Below are 20,691 nucleotides of genomic sequence, written 5' to 3'. Positions count from 1 at the left end.
CGTAATGTATGCGAATGGGCGCCGTTGTGCGTTTAGTGTCCGTGCGGGGAGCCCCCGTACAAACAACGCCCCATCCGAGCCTGACAGGTCGAGCCTGCTGCAGCGCCCCTCGGACAGGTGGCGGGAACGGTCCAAAGCGTGGACCGAGGTAAAACGGTGGCGATTATAACGGGCTAATTGGATCTTCCAAAAGGGTTTCTGTCGGCAAATCGAAATTGCCGATGACCGTCATAGGGCCCACGACGTAGAGCCTGGCCGTGCGGTCTGCCATGATGCAGCAATCCAACGGCCAGACACTCAGGAGTGATCATGAATTTCCACACCCGCAAATGGGTCAAGCCCGAAGACCTCAACCCCAACGGCACGCTGTTCGGCGGCAGCCTGTTGCGCTGGATCGACGAGGAGGCGGCGATCTATGCCATCGTCCAGCTCGGCAACCAGCGCGTGGTCACCAAATACATCTCGGAAATCAATTTCGTCAGCGCTTCGCGCCAGGGTGACATCATCGAACTGGGCATCACCGCCACCGAGTTTGGCCGTACTTCCATCACCCTGACCTGCGAGGTGCGCAACAAAATCACCCGCAAGAGCATCCTGACCGTGGAGAAGATGGTCTTCGTCAACCTTGGCGAAGATGGCTTGCCCGCGCCTCATGGGCGGACCGAGATCACATACGTCAAGGATCAGTTCAAGGACGATGTGGTCGAGTGAGATCGGCGGTGCTGCCATCGCGAGCAAGCTCGCTCCCACATGTATGTCCAGGTTGCCACTGAACAGCGCTGATCGCCGCGTGTCGTAGGTACATCGCGCCACCGGTTCAGGAGCTGTATGGACACTCATGAAGAAGGCAAGACCCCTGACCTTTCGGCTCAGGAACAGCACGAAGTCGACCGCAACCAGCCACCGCGAGCTGCGGTGCTGCACGAAATCATCCGCACCCAGGGCAATCAGGAGCTGGAGCGCAGTATCGCCGCGCTCTGGTGGTCGGCCCTGGCGGCGGGGTTGACCATGGGCCTGTCGCTGATGGCGATGGGGTTGCTCAACTCCCGGCTGCCGGACCACGAAGGCTTCAAGGTGATCGCCAGTTTCGGTTACTGCGCCGGCTTTCTCGCGGTGATCCTGGCCCGCCAGCAACTGTTCACCGAAAACACCCTGACCGCCGTGCTACCGATCATGAGCAAACCCACGTTGGGTAACTTCGGCCGGCTGTTGCGGCTCTGGGGCGTGGTGCTGGTGGGCAACCTGTGCGGCACCTTGCTGGTGGCCTACGTGATGTTGCACTTGCCGATCTTCGATCAGCGCACCGACCAGGCTTTCCTGGAAATCGGCCGCAAGGTCATGGAGAACGACACCGGCCAGATGTTCGCCAAGGGCATCATTTCCGGCTGGATGATCGCCACCATGGTCTGGATGATCCCGTCCATGGAAAGCGCCAAGATGTGGATCATCATTCTGATCACCTACCTCATGGCGCTTGGGGATTTCACCCACATCGTCGTCGGTTCGGCCGAAGTGTCCTACCTGGTGTTTGCCGGCCAGTTGTCCTGGGAGGATTTCTGGATGGTGTTTGCCGGGCCGACGTTGGCGGGCAATATCGTTGGCGGGAGCTTTATCTTCGCTTTGATCAGCCATGCGCAGATCCGCAGTGAAGTGGGCCTGCCCAAAGATAAGCGCCCAGATAAGCCTGCGCAGCGCATTGACTCGGAGTAGGCGGTTATTTGAATAGCATGTTACGCAAGATCTTGAGGGTTGTTGACTTTGGATCAAGCATCCCGGTGTAGCGCGACCTGTAATTCGCGATAACCCGTTCAAGTGAATTGTTGAACGCGATCTTCTGCTCCAGCGAATTTTTGGATGCTTTTGGATCTTGCAGTTCCAGCAGGTCCCGGATGACTCCTTTTATCAACTTGATGTTCGCGTCGGGTTGGCCGCCGAGAAAGCATGCGGGATTCAGCACATGTTGCACGACGTTAGATATACGGGTGGCAATGTCCTGCAGGTGCATTTTCTCGACGGCGTGGCCGGTCACCTCGGAAGTTGCATTCGGCGCGCCTCTGTCCCACTCGGCGGCGACCTGGAGGAACTGCATGAAGTCCGGGTCATTGCCGTGATTGAGGCGTTTTGCCAGCCATTCCAGCCTGCCGGACTGGTCCGCAAGCTGATCGAGGGTCCCGATGGCCATGTGCATCGGTGGGGTGGGTTCAAGTTTGGTGGATGCCTTGTCGGCCTCTTGGATCGCTTCCTTCAATTGCGTCAACGCCCGTTGTGCGTGGTGCCTGAAGGTGATCGCCTCGGCGCAGGTTTCGTCGTCTTCCAGTTCTATGCTCAGTTGCTCGAATTCCTTGACACCTAACGCCAACAGCGCATCCTCGATTGAGTCAAACCAAAAGGTTTGTCGAGTGGCGTTGTGCTCGTCCAGATGGGTTTGGACTTTCTTGCGCAGTTCTTCCTGGAGATGATCCTTGATCTCCTTGGGCATGCTGAAGTTGACTGTCCCGCTCAACAGGCCGCGGTAATCACCTTTATTGGATTTCAGCGGCACGACGACGGTCTGGTCGGCAAAGCGCTTCAGTTGTTCGGCATTCCATACAGCGCTGGCCGTATGGGGTGCATTGAGAAATTTGTCGATCAGGGCCGTGATGCCCGTGCCTCGCTGGTTTTCCTGGTTCGATTCTTCCGCCTCGAATATCAGGATCAAAGACCCTCTGTCCGGGATCGGGCTCATGGAGATCGCCGGATTATAGATGTCAGGTACCGGTGTGTTGTTCAGGATGCCGCCATCGGCAAACGCCGTGGTTTCAGTGTGTTTCTCATCATTCTGTTGGAAGGGTAGTCCTTGCTGGGTCAGCTTGCTGAACACCACCGGCAGCGACGCGGAGATAAGCGCCGCCACGGCAATGTCCATGTCAGGCGTGGTCTTCTCGCTGAACACCAGCAATTGCGTGTCTTGCTCCAACATGGCGGTGCCGGTGATTTCCACAGTCTTGATCTGTGGGATTTCTTTGCTCAGGACGGCCAGGTCAGCGAAGGTGACGTATTCGTTCCGTCTCACATCGGCAACGGCTTGTTGCGCTTTTTTGGAAAGAGGTTCCGGGTGATCTTTGCAGTGTTGTAGAAGCGCCTTGCAGGATTCCTCCCGGATCAAATTCTCCAGCGGTATCCCCTTGGAACCCAGGCGCGGCAACAGATCACACAGCAATTGCGCCAGCGGAACGTTTTTCAGTTTTTCGCCCAGCTTCGACGAGACATTCTGGAGTGCTTTAACGATAACGTTGGTGCTGTCGAGCAAGGACGTGAGGGGAATATCGTCAAGAATCTGGTCGAAACGCACGTGACTCATGCCGCTGGCGAGTACCGCGGCCGATATGGCCCCTGCAGAAGAGCCTGAAATCGTTCTGATATTGTCCATGAGGCCGTTGGCTTCGAGGGTTTTGATGAGCCCGGAATAGGCCACTCCCTTGGCGCCACCGCCACTGAGGACCAGGTTGGTGATGGGCGGCCGATTCAGGGTGACGTCGACGCTACCATCGCCATGTCGATCGATGGAGATCGCCCGGTCTGTCGCGCGGTTGACCAATAGGCCGTCATTTCCAGGATTCGCTCGTTTTGCGCTCTGGGCTGTGTCCTCGACAGAGCGAGGATGGGGAGATTGCGAGATGGGGGTTAGCATTCTGGTTCGTTCCATGTACCCGTGGGAGGCCGAACTCTAAGCAAAATCTGCCGCCTTATTGCGTTGCGACTCAATTGGACAAACATCCGCCGGCTGTAAACTGCACCCGGTGGCTTTCAACGAAAGCGCTCTGGAACAAGGCTTCTGGAAGAGGGGTAAAACAACCCGCGCGGACGGGGGGAAAGTCCTACTGAAAGTTCCGCCCATTCGCTCACGGGCAGGGCCGATTTCCCAGGCCTCAAACAGCGACTGCCGCCCAGCGTCGTTGTCGATGAATGAAGAACAAGGCGGTCAATACCGTGAGGCTGCCGACCGCTGCTCCGGTCCATGGGAGATCCGCCAGGTCGGCACCGCTGGCCACCACCAACCCACCCATCCAGGCCCCGGCTGCATTGCCCAGGTTGAATGCGCTCTGGTTGAGTGTGGAGCCAAGATTGGGGGCTTCGTGGGCTTGGTCGATGATCAGCAATTGCAGGATCGGGCACAGGGCGAAGGCGAAGATGCCCCACAGCACCAGGGTGATCGCCGCCGGAATCAACGACCGACTGGTCTGGCTGAACGCGGCCAACACCAGCACCACGGCCACGGCCATCCCTACTAGCGAAGGCAGGAGGCGCTGGTCGGCCAGGCGCCCACCGAGGAAACTGCCCGCCGTCAGGCCGACACCGAACAGCAGCAGCATGCCGGTGATGCCGTGAGGGCTGACACCGGTGATGTCCTGCAGGATCGGCGCGATGTAGGTGAACACGCTGAACAAACTGGTGGAGGCCAGCACGCTCATGCCCAGGGCCAGCAACACGTTGACCTTGCCCAGTACCTTGAATTCGCTGGCCAGGTTGGCCCTCTCCATAGGGATTTCCTTGGGCAGCCAGACCCATTGGGCGATGGCGGCGATCACGCCGATGACCGATACCGCCCAGAACGTCGAGCGCCAGCCGGCGTATTGCCCCAATGCCGTGCCCAACGGCACGCCCAGCACGTTTGCCAGGGTCAGGCCAGTGAACATCATGGCAATCGCCTGGGCCCGTTTGTTCGGCGCCACCAACCCGGCCGCCACCACCGAGCCGATGCCAAAGAACGCTCCGTGGCACAGCGCAGTAATGACCCGGGCGGCCATCAGCGTGGCGTAGTTCGGCGCCAGGGCGCAGAGCACATTGCCCAGGATGAACATCAGGGTCATGCCCAGCAGCGTGGCCTTGCGCGGCATGTTGGCGGTGCCAATCGCCAGGATCGGCGCGCCGAATACCACGCCCAGGGCGTAGCCGGTGATCAGTAGCCCGGCCTGGGGGATGCTTACGGCCAGGTCGTCGGCGACATCGGGCAACAGGCCCATGATGACGAATTCAGTCGTGCCGATGCCGAAAGCGGCGACGGCCAAAGCAAGTAAGGCGAGTGGCATGCGCAAGGTCTCTGTCTGTAGTCTTGACGCTCTGATCAGGCATACGCATGCCGGCGCCCCCATTCGAGTGAGCGGGGCAACAGCGAGATTATTGGAATAGGTGTATGCGCAACTGAATGCGGCGTGGTCGGTTGCAGTATAAACGATCGCGAATCAATTCATGAGCCCTGCTGATCGTAGGAGCCGGTGGGACAAAAGAAGGAGCGTACCGTGCTTGCGACGGCCTTGGTGTTGGTAGCGGCGCTGTTGCATGCAGCATGGAATACGCTGATCAAGTTCAGTGGCGAGCGTTTGCTGGTGGTGGCGTGCATGGACAGCGTCGCCTTGCTGTTCGTCGCGTTGACATTGGGCTTTGTGGCCTTGCCGCCTTTGGATATCTGGCCGTGGATCCTGGCGTCGGCGGCATTCGAGCTGTTGTATCGCTATTTGCTGATCCAGGCTTATCGGGTCGGTGATCTGGGGCTGGTCTATCCGCTGATGCGCGGCCTGTCGCCGTTGGTGGTGTTGGCCCTGACCTTTATGTTTGCCGGTGAAACGCTGACGCCCCAGCAGGTCATCGGTATTTTGCTGATCCCGTTCGGCATGCTTTGCCTGTTGTGGCAGGGCGGTGGTGGCGAGCGGCTGCCCTGGTCGATGCTGCCGGTGGTGGCGCTGATCGGCCTGTGCATTGGTTGCTACACCTTTATCGACGGCCACGCTCTGCGGCGTTGGTCCCATCCATTGGATTACCTGGCCTGGGTCACGCTGCTCAGCGCCTGGCCGTTCCCATTGCTCGCGCTGGTGAGCAAGCGGCCGGCGTTCATGAGGTTCTGGCGTGAGCAGTGGCGGTTAGGGGTGGCGGTCGGATTCTGTGTATTGTTCAGCTACGCTCTGGTGCTATGGGCCATGCAACTGGGCTCGATCGCCGAAGCGGCGGTACTGCGGGAAGTCAGCGTGATCCTGGTGGTGTTGTTCGGTATGCGTTACTTGAAAGAACCTTTCGGCTTGCCGCGGCTCTTAGCCTGCGGGCTGGTGGTGGTTGGCATGCTGGTGATGAAGTTCTGACCGGCGCTGGACTTGCGATTTTCTATAAAACTCAAAGAAGGAACTGCGTCAATGACGGTTGCCCTGTGGTGTATTTTGATTGCCTTTATCCTGCCTTACCTGTGCATCGCCATTGCCAAGATCGGTGGAAGATACAGGCTGGCAGATAACAACGACCCTCGGGATTTTCTGGACACACTCGAAGGCGCCCCCCGGCGGGCATACGCTGCGCAACTGAACAGTTTCGAAATCAGCCCGTTTTTTGCCGCCGCCGTGATCGTCGCGCATCTGGCCGGCAATGCCGAGCTGGTGACCATCAATGTGCTGGCGGTGCTGTTCATCACCAGTCGCCTGCTCTACATCATTTGCTATCTGGCGGACTGGGCGATCCTGCGTTCGCTGGTGTGGTTCGTGGGGGCTGGGTTGGTCTTGAGTTTCTTCTTTGTTTCGGTCTGAGCCTGGTTCTTGAACCCCGGTGTCTGTGCTGACCCCATCGCGAGCAGGCTCGCGATGGGGTCGGGACCATCACCAGATTTTTCAGGGATTGGCGGTAACCGCATTTGCCACCTGCGGCACTTGAGGCAGCGCCATGCCTTTGGGCCAGAGCATCCAGATCCGCCCCTGTTGCTTCATGTCCCCGGCCAGTTGTCCGGCCGCCTCGCCCGTGCCCCAGAACAGGTCCGCCCGTACTTCGCCGGTGATTGCACCGCCAGTGTCCTGGGCGGCGACGGGCCGATTCAAGGTGCTGCCGTCGGGGCGCGAGGTGGATAGCCAGAGCAGACTGCCCAGCGGAATCACCTTGCGGTCCACTGCTACGCTGTAGCCGGCGGTCAGCGGTACATTCAGCGAGCCTCGCGGGCCTTCGTTACTGTCGGGGTTACGGTTGAAGAACACGTAGCTGGGGTTGCTGCCCAGCAATTCGGGAATACGGTTCGGGTTGGCCTTGGCCCAGGCACTGATGGTACCCATGGTCACGTCTTCTTTCTTCAGCTCGCCCTGTTCAGCCAGCCAGCGCCCGATGGGGCGGTAAGGGTGGCCGTTCTGGTCGGCATAACCAATGCGCAGTTGGCGGCCATCGGCGAGTCGAATGCGTCCCGAACCCTGGATTTGCAGGAATTGCAGGTTCATGGGGTCGGTCAGCCAGGCGATGACCGGCGCCTTCACCCCGTTGGTTTCGATGGTGGTCGCGTCGTCGTATGGCTTGAGCACCCGGCCTTCGAGGCGGCCACGCAGGCGTTTGCCCTTGAGCTCAGGGTAAATACTGTCCAGCGACACAATGATCATGTCCTCCGGCACACCGTAGACCGGGATATTCGCCGTAGCGGTCTGGGTGAGGCTGCCGGGGTAGACCGGCTCGTAGTAGCCGGTAATCAGGCCGTTGGGGCTGTTGTCCCCTGAGCGCAGGCCATAGACGTCGAGGTTCTGTTTCAGAAAATTGCGTACATCCTGTGCGGTTTGCGGCACATTGGCCGCTGCCGCGCAGGTCGGACCCCAGGTTGCATCAGCCTTGAGCCGGTTGCAGGCACTGCGCCAGGAACCGAAACCGGCCAGCAGGTCTGCATCGGACACCGACGGTAATGCCTCCCACGGTGCGCTGACATAGGTGGCGAGGGCATGGGGCTGAGGTTCTTCGACCTTGTCGCCGCGATTACAACCGGCCAACAGTGCGATCAGCGGTAGGGTCAATGCCAAGCCTTTGTGCCAGGTCTTGATGCGGCTGTTCATGAAGATTTCCTTTGCAGTCATTCGGACGCTGTCAAGCGCTCGAACAACCCATATTGTTGATAGGGCCATTGGTCTTTACCGATGACCCGAGGATACTAACTGCCGTTTCCTGCCCTGAGGCCAAGATGTTTGCAAAACGATTGTCCATGGCCGTACTGGCCTGCCTGATGTTATCCGCCTGTGGCGGTGTCGATCCCAATTCTCCCCTTGGCCAGCGCAAGGCGATCTTCAAGCAGATGCTCAAGACCAACGAAGAGTTGGGTGGCATGTTGCGTGGGCGAGTCTCGTTCGATGGCGCACGATTTGCCGAAGGTGCGGCGCAATTGGATCAACTCTCCCATGAGCCGTGGAAACACTTCCCGCAAGTGCGCGAGCAAGACCACACCAGCGCCCGGGATGAAGTCTGGCAAAAGCAGGCGCGCTTTCAGGAACTGGCCCGCCACCTTGAAGCCGCCACCGGTGAGTTGGTGACCGCCAGCAACGTCCAACCCTATAAGGCCAGTTATTTGGGGCCGGCGGTGCAAAAGGTCGAGGATGCGTGCAGTGCCTGTCATAAGGAGTTTCGGGATCATTGACATGTCTTGAAAGATCGCAGGCTTCGCCAGCGCTTACAGTGAATCGCGTTCAACCTGTAGGCGCCTGGGATCTTAATGTTCACTTGTCCAGCTCATCCAGCGCTTCCTGGAGTTCCTTGCGCGAGGTTGCCAGCTTGTCCTTGCGTTTGTTGATCCGCTCGGCGTCGCCTTTCTTCATGGCCTTTTCCAGGTCGGCCTGACGCCGGCTGACGTCGTGCTTGGCATCGAGCACCTTGTTTTCACGCGTCTTGCGCAAGGACGCATCGGTGCAATGGCTGGTGACTTCGTCCAACGCGGTTTCCAGGCCTGCCTGCTGGTCCTGGTTGCCACGGGACTTGGCCAGTTCGATCTGGTTGATGATGCCCTGGCGCTTGGCCGCGCAACCGGTGAGTTCCGTGGGGGGCTCGTTCGCCATCAAGGGGGCGGCCATGGCACTGCATAAGACCAGCAGGGCAACGGGGGACAGGATATTCATAGCAACTCCGTAAAAAATCGCGAGCGGTCGGTACAGATGCGCTGTTGGAACACCTGCTTGCCCCTTGGGTTCAACCGCGCAGGGCCCGAATTAAAAACCGTCGACCCCGGCAGTGCGTAATACGTCACTCAACGCCAGTACCTGCGGGTCGCGAAAAAATGCGCTCAGTTGCGCGGCGCGTCCCGGTCCGATGCCGGCCTCGGCTTGCCATTGTTCGGTGTTGCGCTCGGCCAGTACCTGCCACGGCCCCTCCAGCCGGGCCTCGCCGGCGGGCGGCAGGCCAAGGGCCTTGAGCCACTGGCCGAAAGGGCGTTGCCGGGCGCTGTGCAGGCTGGCGAGCAGGCGGGCGCTGCTGTGTTCGCCGAAGCCGGCAATGTTAGCAAGCTCGGCGGCATCGAGGGTCATCCAATCCAGCAATCCGTCGACTCGTCCGGCGGCCAGCAGCTTTTCCCAGGTGCCGGGGCCGACGTGGGGCAGGGCGAGCCCTTGTTTGCCGCTGAGCCAGCTCAGTCGTGCGAGGAATTGGCTTTCACAGCCGGGTGTCGGCTGCCAGCAGCTCAAGAAGTGATAATCGGCTGCCGCAGGGGCGTTGAGGTCTTGCCGCTCGAGGCTGCGCAGCACGACGCTGTCGAGCCGCGGGATGGTCAGCCCGGCCAGGCTGATAGCGACCCGGTCGCCGGGGCGAATGTCCATCTCCTCCCAACGCTTGAGGGAGCTGACACTTACCCGACGAATCCACCGGTCGTCGAGCCGGATACGTTCAAGCTCCAATACGGGCGTGATGCGTCCGGTACGACCGACCTTGAAGTGAACCTTGCGCACTTCGGCCAGCGCCTGGGCATACGGGTATTTCCAGGCCACGCTCCAGAACGGCGCCCTGGCCTGCCAGCGGTCGGCGGGTGGGCGGCGGCTCTGGCGCAGGACGATCCCGTCGCTGGCGAATGGCAGCGGCGTGCGGTACCAGTGATCGCGCCACTGCTCGGCATCGGCCAATGTCCGGACAGGCTGGTTATAGGCGAGGGTGTCAGCGAAGCCCAACTCACTCAGCGCAGCCATTCGCTCGGGCAGGGTGTCCGGCCCTTCCGGCCAGTCCCAGACAAACAGGCCGATATACACCCCATCGTGCACCGTCAAATTGCTGCGCGCCATCAAGCCTGCAATGGTCCCGCGGGCGTTCACGCTGCCGCTGCCGGCTTGGACATGGGCCTCCAGGCGCCAGTACAACTCGCCCTGTACGACCAGGTCTACGGGCTGGTGCAGTTGCTGCGGGATGGCGCCGATTTTGCGCGCATTTGTGGTCCAGTCATGCCCTTGGACGCCATCGCCGCGGCTGATTGCCTGATGCAGGCGACCCTTGCGATAGACCAGGGTGACCGCCACACCGTCGACTTTCGGCTGGACCCAGACGTCCTCCCGACCGTGCAGCCAGGCGCCCACGGCGTTGGTGTCCTTCAGCTTTTCCAGGCCGGTATGGACCACGGGGTGTGGCACTTTTCCGCCCGCTGAGCGCAGGGGATCGTCGGCCGCCGGGAGGTTAAAACACTGGCGCCATTGGCCCAACGCTGTTCGGGATTGATCATACAGTTCGTCGGCCACCAGCGATTGGCCGAGGCGGTGATAACTGTCGTCCCAAGTGTCGATTTGCTGTTGCAGCGCGGCGATCTCGGCCCGGGCGCGTTCAGTGGGCCAGTCGGGACAGGGCGCGGCGATCGCAGGAGTGGCAATGAAGACAAGACAGGCGAGTGCATACAAAAACGCTGGCATTGAAGCATCCTTGCTGGGTTGAAAACTGAAGGCTAGCCACCGTCGTGGAAGTTGCGAGGCCTGGAGCGTTACCGGATTTTGCGGGGCCTGGTGGCAAACTCGCGGCGGTACAGTGCGAGGTGATTTAGCCGCGCAACTGTGTCTTGCCCTCGTCAGCGGCCGGCGCAGAATGGGCTTTCGATTCGCCGCTGCCTGGAATCCTCCCGATGGAACTGTCGACGCTCGCTGTTTTCATTCCGGCCTGCTTTGCGCTGAACATGGCGCCGGGGCCGAACAATCTGCTGTCCATCAGTAACGCCTCGCGTTATGGCTTCGTCCGGGCGTGCAGCGGCGGCATCGGTCGGTTGCTGGCGTTTGCGATCATGATCGCCCTGGCAGCTGCGGGGCTCACTGCCGTGCTGCACACCTCGGAGTTGTTATTCCTGGTGATCAAGCTCGTCGGTGCCGGCTACCTGTTCTATTTGGCCGTGCAATTGTGGCGGGCCCAGCCCGAGGCCGGCAGCGAGGCCGCGGTCGCATCGATGAGACGGGCCGGCCTGGCGCGGCAGGAATTCATGGTGGCGATCGGCAATCCGAAGGCGATCCTGTTGTTTACCGCGTTCCTGCCGCAATTCGTCGACCGTACAGGCACCGTCACCCAACAATTCGCCGTGCTGGGCGCTTTGTTCCTGGCACTGGAGTGCATCGCCATCGGCCTGTATTGCTACATGGGCATTTACGCGCGACGGCTGTTCGCCCGGCCTAGTGGCAAGCGCCTGTTCAATCGGATGTGTGCGGGGCTGCTCGCCAGTGCGGCTTCGTTTTTGCTGGTGGCACGACGGACCTGAACATTGCGCTAAGCCTTTGTGGCGTCCGCTGGGTTGCGTTGTAGGGGCTGTCGAGTGCAACGAGGCTGCGATCTTTCTCCGGACACTTGAGTCTCAAGCGAAAGATCAAAAGATCGCAGTCTTCGGCAGCTCCAGCGGGAGCGCGCTCCCTCGCCACAACGGTATGAAAACACAAAGGCATGAAAAAGCCCCTGGCGACTCAGTCGCCAGGGGCTTTTTCTTTACACTCGGGTATTACAGGCCGGCAGCGGCGCGCAGGGCGTCGGCGCGGTCGGTTTTTTCCCAGGTGAAGGTGGTGAAGGTATCATCACCCACGGTCTTGGTCTGCGGTGTACGGCCGAAGTGGCCATAGGCGGCAGTGTCCTGGTACATCGGGTGCAGCAGGTCGAGCATGGTGGTGATGGCGTATGGACGCAGGTCGAACACTTCACGGACCAGGTTGATGATCTTGTCATCGCCGATCTTGCCGGTGCCGAAGGTGTTCAGCGAGATCGACGTAGGCTGGGCCACGCCAATGGCGTAGGACACCTGGATCTCGCAGCGCTCGGCCAGGCCGGCGGCGACGATGTTCTTGGCGACATAACGACCGGCGTAGGCCGCCGAACGGTCAACCTTCGATGGGTCCTTGCCGGAGAACGCGCCGCCGCCGTGACGGGCCATGCCGCCGTAGCTGTCGACGATGATCTTGCGACCGGTCAGGCCGCAGTCGCCCACCGGGCCGCCGATGATGAACTGGCCGGTCGGGTTGATGTGGAACTGGGTGTCCTTGGACAGCAACTCGGCAGGCAGCACGTGCTTGACGATCAGTTCCATTACGCCTTCGCGCAGGTCTTTGTAGGACACATCGGGGTTGTGCTGGGTCGACAGGACGACGGCATCGATACCCACCACCTTGCCGCCTTCGTACCGGCAAGTCACCTGGGACTTGGCGTCCGGGCGCAGCCAAGGCAGCAGGCCGGATTTACGGGCCTCGGCCTGGCGTTGAACCAACTGGTGCGAGAAGGTGATCGGGGCCGGCATCAGCACGTCGGTTTCGTTGCTGGCGTAGCCGAACATCAGGCCCTGGTCACCGGCGCCCTGGTCTTCAGGCTTGGCCCGGTCAACGCCTTGGTTGATGTCGGGGGACTGCTTGCCAATGATGTTCATCACGCCACAGGTTGCGCCATCGAAGCCGACGTCGGAACTGTTGTAGCCAATGCCCAGAATGACGTCCCGGACGATCTGTTCCAGGTCGACCCAGGCCGACGTGGTGACTTCGCCGGCGATGATCGCCACGCCCGTTTTCACCAGAGTCTCGCACGCCACGCGGGCGAACTTGTCTTCAGCAATGATGGCGTCCAGCACCGCATCAGAAATCTGGTCGGCGATTTTGTCCGGATGCCCTTCAGACACGGACTCGGAGGTGAAAAGGGAGTATTCGCTCATCTCGATGTTTTCCTACAAGTTACCGTTTGTGAGTGTCGCCAGTGGGCCGCTGAAAGTGGCGAACCTGGATCTGGAAACCATTACGTAAGCCTACATAAAGGCTTTCCCCGGGCACGAGGCCCGCAGCGGTGGCCCAGCGGGCCAGGTCGTCCTGTTCAAATCCGAGCCAGAGATCGCCGCAGGCCTCCCTGGCCCAGCTCTGGTTGTGGCTGCATAACTCCGTCACCAGCAGGCTGCCGCCCGGTTGCAGCAGGCCGGCCATGTGCCGGAGTGCATCGGCCGGAGCGGCGAAATGATGCAGCACCATGTTCAATACCACGCAGTCGGCCTGCTGGCTCATGCCATCCAGTGCATCGGCCAGTTGCAGGCTGACGTTAGCCAAAGCTTCGCGTTCGCACACCTGACGCGCCAATTCGAGCATGGCCGGGCTGTTGTCCAGCGCCGTCACCTGGCTGAAGCGTCGCGCCAGTTCTGGCAGAAAGGCGCCATCGCCTGGGCCGACTTCGATCGCCGTGGCGGTGGGTTCGAAACTCAGTTTGTCGAGCAGCGCCACGACGCTTTCGCGGTATTGCGGCAGTCCGGCGATCAGGTCTTGCTGGGCGCGAAATTTCTCGGCGACCCGTGCGAAGAAGTCCTGGCTGGCGGCGGCCCGTTGTCCGTGTACCTGGGCAATACGGGCCTGCACGTCGACCGGCAGGTTCAGCGCATCCACCTCGTCCAGCAGCGCCGCGTGCAGCTTGCCACCCAGCAGGTCGGTGTGGGGCAGGGCGCGGCGATAGAAGATGGCGTTGCCTTCCCGGCGGGTCGCCACCAGATCGGCCTGGGCCAGGACCTTGAGGTGGTGGCTCATGCCGGACTGGCCGATGCCGAAGATCTGCGCCAGCTCCAGCACGCCGAACGAGTCGTTGGCCAGGGCGCGCAATACATTGAGCCGCAGCGGATCGCCGCCGGCCTTGCAAAGGGCCGCCAGCTCATCGCAGTCGTCATGGCGAATGGAAGGCACGGGTAAGTTCATAGTGGGGCAGTCTAGTGAGGGGGCTGGAACCCTGCAAGTTCAATATCAAAAAGTTTTGATATTGGTGGATGAATGGCACTTCTCAGCCCGTGCTTGACTCTACAAACCATCAGCAGAAAGGTTTCACCTGGCGAATGCGACTTTATCCACCGGAAAAACACCCACGGATGACTATCTGTCATTGCCCCGGGGTGGGTGGGTGAGGGAAAATGCTCGCCTTTTTCAGTTTCGTTTTATTCATTCTCGATTCAATACCCGCAGGAGAACAGCGATGCCCAGCCGTCGTGAGCGTGCCAATGCCATTCGTGCCCTTAGCATGGATGCCGTGCAGAAAGCCAACAGCGGCCACCCAGGTGCCCCCATGGGTATGGCGGATATCGCCGAGGTGCTTTGGCGCGATTACCTCAAGCACAGCCCGAGCAACCCATCGTTCGCCGACCGTGACCGCTTCGTGCTGTCCAACGGCCACGGTTCGATGTTGATCTACTCGTTGCTGCACCTGACCGGCTACGACCTGTCGATCGATGACCTGAAAAACTTCCGCCAGATGCACAGCCGCACCCCGGGCCACCCGGAATACGGTTACACCCCAGGCGTGGAAACCACCACCGGTCCATTGGGCCAGGGCTTGGCCAACGCCGTGGGTTTTGCACTGGCAGAAAAAGTCCTGGCGGCGCAATTCAACCGCCCCGGCCATAACGTCGTCGATCACCACACCTACGTATTCCTGGGTGATGGCTGCATGATGGAAGGCATTTCCCATGAAGTCGCCTCCCTGGCCGGCACCCTGGGCCTGGACAAGCTGATCGCCTTCTATGACGACAACGGCATCTCCATCGATGGCGAAGTAGAAGGCTGGTTCACCGACGACACCCCCAAGCGCTTCGAAGCGTACAACTGGCTGGTGATCCGCAACGTCGACGGCCACGATCCTGAAGAGATCAAGACCGCCATCGAGACCGCCCGCAAAAGCGCCCAGCCGACCCTGATCTGCTGCAAGACCACCATCGGTTTCGGCTCGCCGAACAAGCAAGGCAAGGAAGACTGCCACGGCGCCCCACTGGGTGCCGAGGAAATCGCCCTGACCCGCGCTGCGCTGAAGTGGGACCATGGCCCGTTCGAAGTCCCGGCCGACATTTACGCCGAGTGGGATGCCAAGGAAAAAGGTCGTGCGTTCGAAGCTGAATGGGACCAGCGTTTCGCGGCGTATTCCGCCGAATTCCCTGATCTGGCAAACGAGCTGGTGCGTCGCCTCAGCGGCGAGCTGCCGGCCGACTTCGCCGCAAAAGCCTCGGCGTACATCGCTGAAGTCGCTGCCAAGGGCGAAACCATCGCCAGCCGCAAGGCCAGCCAGAACACCCTGAACGCCTTCGGCCCATTGTTGCCGGAACTGCTGGGCGGTTCGGCCGACCTGGCCGGTTCCAACCTGACCCTGTGGAAAGGCTGCAAAGGTGTCAGTGCCGAAGACGCCAGCGGCAACTACATGTACTACGGCGTTCGCGAGTTCGGCATGAGCGCGATCATGAACGGCGTGGCCCTGCATGGCGGCCTGGTGCCTTACGGCGCGACCTTCCTGATGTTCATGGAATACGCCCGCAACGCCGTGCGCATGTCGGCGCTGATGAAAAAACGCGTGCTTTACGTGTTCACCCACGACTCCATCGGCCTTGGCGAAGACGGTCCGACGCACCAGCCGATCGAGCAGTTGGCGAGCCTGCGTTGCACGCCGAACCTGGACACCTGGCGCCCATGCGATGCCGTGGAATCGGCAGTGGCGTGGAAACACGCCATTGAGCGTAACGACGGTCCATCGGCGCTGATCTTCTCCCGTCAGAACCTGCAGCACCAGAACCGCGATGCCGACCAGATCGGTGATATCGTTCGCGGCGGCTACGTGCTCAAGGACTGCATCGGCGAGCCTGAACTGATCCTGATCGCCACCGGCTCCGAAGTCGGCCTGGCCGTCCAGGCCTACGACAAGCTGACCGAGCAGGGCCGCAACGTGCGCGTAGTGTCCATGCCTTGCACCAGCGTGTTCGACGCCCAGGATGCCGGCTACAAGCAAGCGGTGTTGCCGCTGCAGGTCAGTGCGCGGATCGCCATCGAGGCGGCCCATGCCGATTACTGGTACAAGTACGTGGGCCTGGAAGGCCGCGTGATCGGCATGACCACCTACGGCGAATCGGCGCCTGCGCCGGCGCTGTTCGAGGAATTCGGCTTCACCCTGGAAAACATCCTGGGTCAGGCTGAAGAGCTGCTGGAAGACTAAGACACGACGCGGTGGTCCAGACCACCGCGCTTCCTGTAGGCGCTGATGAGTGAAACGAGGTTGCGATCCTTTGATCTTGATCTTTTGCTTGAGATTCAAGTGTCAGGGGAAAGATCGCAGCCTCGTTTCACTCGTCAGCTCCTACAGGGATTTGTGTAGTTAGCGCGAATTCGTTTCCCGCGAGTATTGAGAACCCCCATGCCCCAACCGCGTCGCTACAAAGTTGCACTCAACGGCTACGGCCGGATAGGTCGTTGCGTCTTGCGTGCGTTGTTCGAGCGAGGGGCCGAGGCCGGTTTCGAGATTGTGGCGATCAATGATCTGGCCGACATGGCCAGTATCGAATACCTGACACGCTTTGACTCCACCCACGGCCGGTTCCCCGGCGAAGTCCGGGCTGAAGGCGATTGTCTGCATATTAATGGCGACTGCGTGAAAGTCTTGCGCAGCGCCACCCCCGAAAGCATCGATTGGGCTTCGCTGGATGTCGATCTGGTGCTCGAGTGTTCCGGTGCCTATCACACCCGCGAAGACGGCCAACGTTTTCTCGCTGCCGGCGCGCCGCGGGTGCTGTTTTCCCAGCCGATGGCCAGTGAAGCGGATGTCGACGCCACCATCGTCTACGGTGTGAACCAGGATTGCCTGACCGGCAAAGAACGGCTTGTGTCCAACGCGTCCTGCACCACCAACTGCGGCGTGCCGCTGTTGCGCCTGCTGGACCAGGCCATTGGCCTGGAATACGTGTCGATCACCACCATCCACTCGGCGATGAACGACCAGCCGGTGATCGACGCCTACCACCATGAGGACTTGCGCCGCACCCGTTCGGCGTTCCAGTCGGTGATTCCAGTGTCCACTGGTCTGGCCCGCGGCATTGAACGGCTGCTGCCGGAACTTGCGGGGCGAATTCAGGCCAAAGCCGTGCGGGTGCCGACGGTCAACGTGTCCTGCCTCGACATTACGATGCAGACCGTAAGCGATACCGACGCCACCGAGGTCAACCGGATCCTGCGCGAAGCCGCCACCAGCGGTCCGCTCAAAGGCCTTCTGGCCTACACCGAGTTACCTCATGCCAGTTGTGATTTTAACCATGACCCACATTCGGCCATCGTCGATGCCAGCCAGACCCGTGTTTCCGGGCCTCGGCTTGTGAACATCCTGGCCTGGTTCGACAACGAATGGGGGTTTGCCAACCGAATGCTGGACGTTGCCGAGCATTACCTGCAAACCGCTTCTAAAAAACCTGCTCTCTAAACAGTTACCCAGGAATTGCGACCCATGACCGTGTTGAAGATGTCCGACCTCGATCTGCAAGGTAAGCGCGTACTGATCCGCGAAGACCTCAACGTCCCCGTCAAGGACGGTGTTGTCACCAGCGACGCGCGTATCCTGGCCTCGCTGCCGACCATCAAGCTGGCCCTGGAAAAAGGCGCGGCCGTGATGCTCTGCTCCCACCTGGGCCGTCCGACCGAAGGCGAGTTCTCGGCCGAAAACAGCCTCAAGCCGGTAGCCGATTACCTGAGCCGTGCCTTGGGCCGTGACGTGCCATTGGTCGCTGACTACCTGGGCGGCGTGGACGTGAAGGCCGGCGATGTTGTGCTGTTCGAAAACGTACGCTTCAACAAGGGCGAGAAAAAGAACGCCGACGAACTGGCCCAGCAATACGCCGCCCTGTGCGACGTGTTCGTGATGGACGCGTTCGGCACCGCCCACCGTGCCGAGGGTTCGACCCATGGCGTGGCGAAGTTCGCCAAAGTCGCCGCCGCAGGCCCGTTGCTGGCTGCTGAACTGGACGCACTGGGCAAGGCCCTGGGCTCCCCGGCCCAGCCGATGGCTGCCATCGTTGCCGGCTCCAAGGTCTCCACCAAGCTGGACGTGCTCAACAGCCTGAGCCAGGTCTGCAACCAGTTGATCGTCGGCGGCGGCATCGCCAACACCTTCCTCGCCGCTGCGGGTCACCCGGTCGGCAAATCCCTGTACGAACCGGACCTGCTGGACACCGCCCGGGAAATCGCCGCCAAGGTCAGCGTACCGTTGCCGGTAGACGTGGTCGTAGCCAAGGAATTCGCAGAAAGCGCCACCGCCACCGTCAAGCTGATCGATGACGTGGCCGAGGACGACATGATCCTCGACATCGGCCCGCAAACCGCCGCCAACTTCGCCGAGCTGCTGAAATCTTCCAAGACGATCCTGTGGAACGGCCCGGTCGGTGTGTTCGAGTTTGACCAGTTCGGCAACGGCACCAAGGTGCTGGCCCAAGCCATCGCCCAAAGCGCTGCGTTCTCCATCGCCGGTGGCGGTGACACCCTGGCGGCCATCGACAAATATGGCGTGGCCTCGCAGATCTCCTACATTTCTACCGGCGGCGGCGCATTCCTCGAGTTCGTCGAAGGCAAAGTGCTGCCTGCCGTAGAAGTCCTGGAAAGCCGGGCCAAGGCCTGAAGCGCCATTGACCAGGCAAAGGAGTGTTCTGATGGTCAAGACGTTCACGTTGCTGTTGGCCGCAACGGTGCTGGCGGCCTGTTCGAGCAGCTCGAAGGAAACGGCGCCCGAGACCGGGGCGCCGCCTGAAAAGGGCTGCTACCAGGCCGACTGGCAGGCCGAGACCAACCCTGTGCTGAACAAGCGTTCCGGGCCGGATGGCCTGGACAAATACGAGACGCAAACCCCGATCAAGGAACATGGGTGTCCTTGATGGGTCAGACTTTTTACTCATGGCTGGCGGCGCGCGTCGTCAGTCGAGGAACACCGATGAAAGGCTTGATCGCCGTTGTGGCGTTGGCATTGCTGGGCGGTTGTGCGCAGTTGGACTTTTTGCGCACGTCTGAACCTGTTGAAGGTTGGACGACCTGGACCTGTGACAGCGAGGCCAAAGTGCTCTGGCGCTACACCGACGCCGCCCGCAAGGACGTCGATGTACGCCTGGGCGGCGCCGATAAGGTTTATCGCCTCAAGCTTGAGCCGGGTGCTGAAGGTTCACTGTACAGCGATGACATGCTGGCGTTTCACGTCAAGGGTGAGGAAGGCCTGGTGTATTGGGTCGCCACCAATGACTTGATTGGGCGTGGCTGCAAGGCTGATTGATCCACTGAGATCTGATGTGGGAGCGAGCAAGCCCGCTCCCACAGGGACCTCTATACGTTTTGAGATTTTGCAACACCGAACACGCCGCTCGGGCCGACCCCCGATCCGCAATGACTTGAATAGCCGCCGCCGCTCCGGCAGGCTGGCACGATTAACGACCCTCGACCGGGAGAGAGACACAATGGCACTTATCAGCATGCGTCAGATGCTGGACCACGCAGCCGAGTTCGGCTACGGCGTTCCAGCCTTTAACGTCAACAACCTTGAGCAGATGCGCGCCATCATGGAAGCCGCTGACAAGACAGACTCTCCGGTGATCGTCCAGGCTTCGGCCGGTGCCCGCAAATACGCTGGCGCGCCGTTCCTGCGTCACCTGATCCTGGCAGCGATCGAAGAATTCCCGCACATCCCGGTGTGCATGCACCAGGACCACGGCACCAGTCCGGACGTCTGCCAGCGTTCCATCCAGCTGGGCTTCAGCTCGGTGATGATGGACGGTTCCCTCGGCGAAGACGGCAAGACCCCGACCGACTACGAGTACAACGTACGCGTCACCCAGCAGACCGTCGCCATGGCCCACGCCTGCGGCGTGTCGGTGGAAGGTGAGCTGGGTTGCCTGGGCTCGCTGGAAACCGGCATGGCCGGTGAAGAAGACGGCATCGGCGCCGAAGGCGTGCTGGACCACAGCCAGATGCTGACCGACCCGGAAGAAGCGGCGGATTTCGTCAAGAAGACCCAGGTCGACGCCCTGGCCATCGCCATCGGCACCAGCCACGGCGCCTACAAGTTCACCAAGCCGCCAACCGGCGACGTGCTGGCGATCGACCGTATCAAGGAAATCCACAAGCGCATCCCCAACACCCACCTGGTGATGCACGGTTCTTCCTCGGTTCCACAAGAGTGGCTGGCGATCATCAACCAGTACGGTGGCGACATCAAAGAGACCTACGGTGTACCGGTTGAGGAGATCGTCGAAGGCATCAAGTATGGCGTGCGCAAGGTCAACATCGATACCGATCTGCGTCTGGCCTCCACTGGTGCGATGCGCCGGTTGATGGCGACCAATCCGAGTGAGTTTGATCCGCGTAAGTTTTTCGGTGCGACTGTGACGGCGATGCGTGATGTGTGTATTGCGCGTTATGAGGCGTTTGGTACGGCGGGTAATGCTTCCAAGATCAAGCCGATCTCTCTGGAGGCTATGTATCAGCGGTATTTGAAGGGTGAGTTGAACGCTAAGGTTAATTGATGTTTTAGCGTTGTTAGAAAACCCGCAGTGATGCGGGTTTTTTATGGCATCAAGCCTGGCGCGTAAGCGCAACCAGCTTGGCTGAGGTCTTCACACTGGTGACCACTGGTGGAGATACCCTACACACCCAGTAAGGGAGCGTTAGTCAGAGTAAGGGGGCGCGGATGAGCGAATCTAAAGAAAGCCAAGATATA

Annotated in this window: 19 protein-coding genes and 1 riboswitch; of the genes, 12 read left to right on the top strand and 7 right to left on the bottom strand. The window is 60.6% G+C overall.

The features are described 5' to 3' along the window. Nucleotides 1-9: 9 nt before the first annotated feature. A riboswitch (S-adenosyl-L-homocysteine riboswitch) is annotated at nucleotides 10-117 on the bottom strand. A 192-nt stretch (nucleotides 118-309) separates the two neighbouring features. Both AACY31_RS15060 and AACY31_RS15055 read left to right on the top strand, forming a co-directional pair. Continuing rightward, nucleotides 310-711 carry an acyl-CoA thioesterase gene (locus AACY31_RS15060; RefSeq protein ID WP_018605038.1) on the top strand — a complete coding sequence of 134 codons (402 nt, stop codon included), beginning with the start codon at nucleotides 310-312 and terminating at the stop codon, nucleotides 709-711. A gap of 117 nt (nucleotides 712-828) precedes the next feature. Then, nucleotides 829-1,710 (top strand): formate/nitrite transporter family protein, encoded by an 882-nt coding sequence (locus AACY31_RS15055; protein WP_018605039.1) that lies wholly within the window; start codon nucleotides 829-831, stop codon nucleotides 1,708-1,710. Between the two features lie 4 nt (nucleotides 1,711-1,714). On the opposite strand, the gene AACY31_RS15050 is transcribed toward AACY31_RS15055, so the two are convergent. Then, nucleotides 1,715-3,670 carry a patatin-like phospholipase family protein gene (locus AACY31_RS15050; RefSeq protein WP_339504713.1) on the bottom strand — a complete coding sequence of 652 codons (1,956 nt, stop codon included), beginning with the start codon at nucleotides 3,668-3,670 and terminating at the stop codon, nucleotides 1,715-1,717. A 238-nt stretch (nucleotides 3,671-3,908) separates the two neighbouring features. Then, the gene (locus tag AACY31_RS15045; RefSeq protein ID WP_339477493.1) at nucleotides 3,909-5,069 is read right to left on the bottom strand and encodes an MFS transporter; all 1,161 of its coding nucleotides are present in this window, start codon (nucleotides 5,067-5,069) and stop codon (nucleotides 3,909-3,911) included. Between the two features lie 210 nt (nucleotides 5,070-5,279). On the opposite strand from AACY31_RS15045, the gene AACY31_RS15040 reads away from it, so the two are divergent. After that, nucleotides 5,280-6,113: an EamA family transporter gene (locus AACY31_RS15040; RefSeq protein WP_339504711.1), complete on the top strand. Its 834-nt coding sequence runs from the start codon at nucleotides 5,280-5,282 to the stop codon at nucleotides 6,111-6,113. A gap of 51 nt (nucleotides 6,114-6,164) precedes the next feature. Further along, nucleotides 6,165-6,548, top strand: coding sequence for an MAPEG family protein (locus tag AACY31_RS15035; protein ID WP_058544201.1), 384 nt, complete (start codon nucleotides 6,165-6,167; stop codon nucleotides 6,546-6,548). 81 nt (nucleotides 6,549-6,629) lie between these two features. Here the strand turns inward: AACY31_RS15035 and mltA are convergent, their stop codons facing one another. Then, nucleotides 6,630-7,817: a murein transglycosylase A gene (gene mltA / locus AACY31_RS15030; protein ID WP_339504709.1), complete on the bottom strand. Its 1,188-nt coding sequence runs from the start codon at nucleotides 7,815-7,817 to the stop codon at nucleotides 6,630-6,632. Between the two features lie 125 nt (nucleotides 7,818-7,942). Here mltA and AACY31_RS15025 point away from each other — a divergent pair, with 125 nt between their 5' ends. After that, a complete protein-coding gene (locus tag AACY31_RS15025) occupies nucleotides 7,943-8,392 on the top strand; it encodes a c-type cytochrome (RefSeq protein ID WP_339504707.1) in 450 nt (149 codons plus the stop codon). Between the two features lie 79 nt (nucleotides 8,393-8,471). On the opposite strand, the gene AACY31_RS15020 is transcribed toward AACY31_RS15025, so the two are convergent. Both AACY31_RS15020 and ligB read right to left on the bottom strand, forming a co-directional pair. Further along, nucleotides 8,472-8,867 (bottom strand): DUF1090 domain-containing protein, encoded by a 396-nt coding sequence (locus AACY31_RS15020; protein WP_339477480.1) that lies wholly within the window; start codon nucleotides 8,865-8,867, stop codon nucleotides 8,472-8,474. Between the two features lie 90 nt (nucleotides 8,868-8,957). Beyond that, on the bottom strand, nucleotides 8,958-10,631 hold the full coding sequence (ligB, locus tag AACY31_RS15015; protein WP_339477478.1) for an NAD-dependent DNA ligase LigB: 1,674 nt from the start codon (nucleotides 10,629-10,631) through the stop codon (nucleotides 8,958-8,960). Between the two features lie 206 nt (nucleotides 10,632-10,837). Here ligB and AACY31_RS15010 point away from each other — a divergent pair, with 206 nt between their 5' ends. Continuing rightward, nucleotides 10,838-11,458, top strand: a complete 621-nt coding sequence (locus AACY31_RS15010) for a LysE family translocator (protein WP_339477476.1) — start codon at nucleotides 10,838-10,840, stop codon at nucleotides 11,456-11,458. A 234-nt stretch (nucleotides 11,459-11,692) separates the two neighbouring features. On the opposite strand, the gene metK is transcribed toward AACY31_RS15010, so the two are convergent. Then, complete coding sequence (metK, locus tag AACY31_RS15005) at nucleotides 11,693-12,883, bottom strand: methionine adenosyltransferase (protein WP_003177547.1); 1,191 nt, start codon at nucleotides 12,881-12,883, stop codon at nucleotides 11,693-11,695. A gap of 19 nt (nucleotides 12,884-12,902) precedes the next feature. After that, complete coding sequence (locus tag AACY31_RS15000) at nucleotides 12,903-13,898, bottom strand: ArsR/SmtB family transcription factor (protein WP_339477472.1); 996 nt, start codon at nucleotides 13,896-13,898, stop codon at nucleotides 12,903-12,905. 271 nt (nucleotides 13,899-14,169) lie between these two features. Here AACY31_RS15000 and tkt point away from each other — a divergent pair, with 271 nt between their 5' ends. From tkt to fba, 6 genes are all read left to right on the top strand, one after another. Further along, on the top strand, nucleotides 14,170-16,167 hold the full coding sequence (gene tkt, locus AACY31_RS14995) for a transketolase (protein ID WP_339504705.1): 1,998 nt from the start codon (nucleotides 14,170-14,172) through the stop codon (nucleotides 16,165-16,167). Nucleotides 16,168-16,365: 198 nt separating this feature from the next. Then, entirely contained in the window at nucleotides 16,366-17,421 is a 1,056-nt protein-coding gene (epd, locus tag AACY31_RS14990) for an erythrose-4-phosphate dehydrogenase (RefSeq protein ID WP_339492961.1), read from the top strand. Between the two features lie 24 nt (nucleotides 17,422-17,445). Further along, on the top strand, nucleotides 17,446-18,609 hold the full coding sequence (locus tag AACY31_RS14985) for a phosphoglycerate kinase (RefSeq protein ID WP_339477465.1): 1,164 nt from the start codon (nucleotides 17,446-17,448) through the stop codon (nucleotides 18,607-18,609). 31 nt (nucleotides 18,610-18,640) lie between these two features. After that, nucleotides 18,641-18,862, top strand: coding sequence for a hypothetical protein (locus tag AACY31_RS14980; protein ID WP_339477462.1), 222 nt, complete (start codon nucleotides 18,641-18,643; stop codon nucleotides 18,860-18,862). Between the two features lie 56 nt (nucleotides 18,863-18,918). Further along, nucleotides 18,919-19,251, top strand: coding sequence for an MliC family protein (locus AACY31_RS14975; protein ID WP_339477460.1), 333 nt, complete (start codon nucleotides 18,919-18,921; stop codon nucleotides 19,249-19,251). 181 nt (nucleotides 19,252-19,432) lie between these two features. After that, complete coding sequence (gene fba, locus AACY31_RS14970; RefSeq protein ID WP_003177554.1) at nucleotides 19,433-20,497, top strand: class II fructose-bisphosphate aldolase; 1,065 nt, start codon at nucleotides 19,433-19,435, stop codon at nucleotides 20,495-20,497. The last annotated feature ends 194 nt before the right edge of the window (nucleotides 20,498-20,691 follow it).

Source organism: Pseudomonas sp. RL_105y_Pfl2_101 (assembly GCF_963970585.1).
Classification (GTDB): Bacteria; Pseudomonadota; Gammaproteobacteria; order Pseudomonadales; family Pseudomonadaceae; genus Aquipseudomonas.
Note: the sequence above shows the minus strand (reverse complement) of the source record. Positions and strands in the feature narration are given on the sequence as shown.

What these genes read in the sequence shown, in the direction of transcription:
- AACY31_RS14980 (WP_339477462.1), top strand. Translation starts at nt 18,641, where the DNA reads ATGGTCAAGACGTTCACGTTGCTGTTGGCCGCAACGGTGCTGGCGGCC.
- AACY31_RS15010 (WP_339477476.1), top strand. Translation starts at nt 10,838, where the DNA reads ATGGAACTGTCGACGCTCGCTGTTTTCATTCCGGCCTGCTTTGCGCTG.
- AACY31_RS14985 (WP_339477465.1), top strand. Translation starts at nt 17,446, where the DNA reads ATGACCGTGTTGAAGATGTCCGACCTCGATCTGCAAGGTAAGCGCGTA.
- AACY31_RS15050 (WP_339504713.1), bottom strand. Translation starts at nt 3,670, where the DNA reads ATGCTAACCCCCATCTCGCAATCTCCCCATCCTCGCTCTGTCGAGGAC.
- ligB (WP_339477478.1), bottom strand. Translation starts at nt 10,631, where the DNA reads ATGCCAGCGTTTTTGTATGCACTCGCCTGTCTTGTCTTCATTGCCACT.
- AACY31_RS15045 (WP_339477493.1), bottom strand. Translation starts at nt 5,069, where the DNA reads ATGCCACTCGCCTTACTTGCTTTGGCCGTCGCCGCTTTCGGCATCGGC.
- metK (WP_003177547.1), bottom strand. Translation starts at nt 12,883, where the DNA reads ATGAGCGAATACTCCCTTTTCACCTCCGAGTCCGTGTCTGAAGGGCAT.
- AACY31_RS15020 (WP_339477480.1), bottom strand. Translation starts at nt 8,867, where the DNA reads ATGAATATCCTGTCCCCCGTTGCCCTGCTGGTCTTATGCAGTGCCATG.
- mltA (WP_339504709.1), bottom strand. Translation starts at nt 7,817, where the DNA reads ATGAACAGCCGCATCAAGACCTGGCACAAAGGCTTGGCATTGACCCTA.
- AACY31_RS15025 (WP_339504707.1), top strand. Translation starts at nt 7,943, where the DNA reads ATGTTTGCAAAACGATTGTCCATGGCCGTACTGGCCTGCCTGATGTTA.
- AACY31_RS15055 (WP_018605039.1), top strand. Translation starts at nt 829, where the DNA reads ATGGACACTCATGAAGAAGGCAAGACCCCTGACCTTTCGGCTCAGGAA.
- tkt (WP_339504705.1), top strand. Translation starts at nt 14,170, where the DNA reads ATGCCCAGCCGTCGTGAGCGTGCCAATGCCATTCGTGCCCTTAGCATG.
- AACY31_RS15035 (WP_058544201.1), top strand. Translation starts at nt 6,165, where the DNA reads ATGACGGTTGCCCTGTGGTGTATTTTGATTGCCTTTATCCTGCCTTAC.
- epd (WP_339492961.1), top strand. Translation starts at nt 16,366, where the DNA reads ATGCCCCAACCGCGTCGCTACAAAGTTGCACTCAACGGCTACGGCCGG.
- AACY31_RS14975 (WP_339477460.1), top strand. Translation starts at nt 18,919, where the DNA reads ATGAAAGGCTTGATCGCCGTTGTGGCGTTGGCATTGCTGGGCGGTTGT.
- AACY31_RS15060 (WP_018605038.1), top strand. Translation starts at nt 310, where the DNA reads ATGAATTTCCACACCCGCAAATGGGTCAAGCCCGAAGACCTCAACCCC.
- fba (WP_003177554.1), top strand. Translation starts at nt 19,433, where the DNA reads ATGGCACTTATCAGCATGCGTCAGATGCTGGACCACGCAGCCGAGTTC.
- AACY31_RS15000 (WP_339477472.1), bottom strand. Translation starts at nt 13,898, where the DNA reads ATGAACTTACCCGTGCCTTCCATTCGCCATGACGACTGCGATGAGCTG.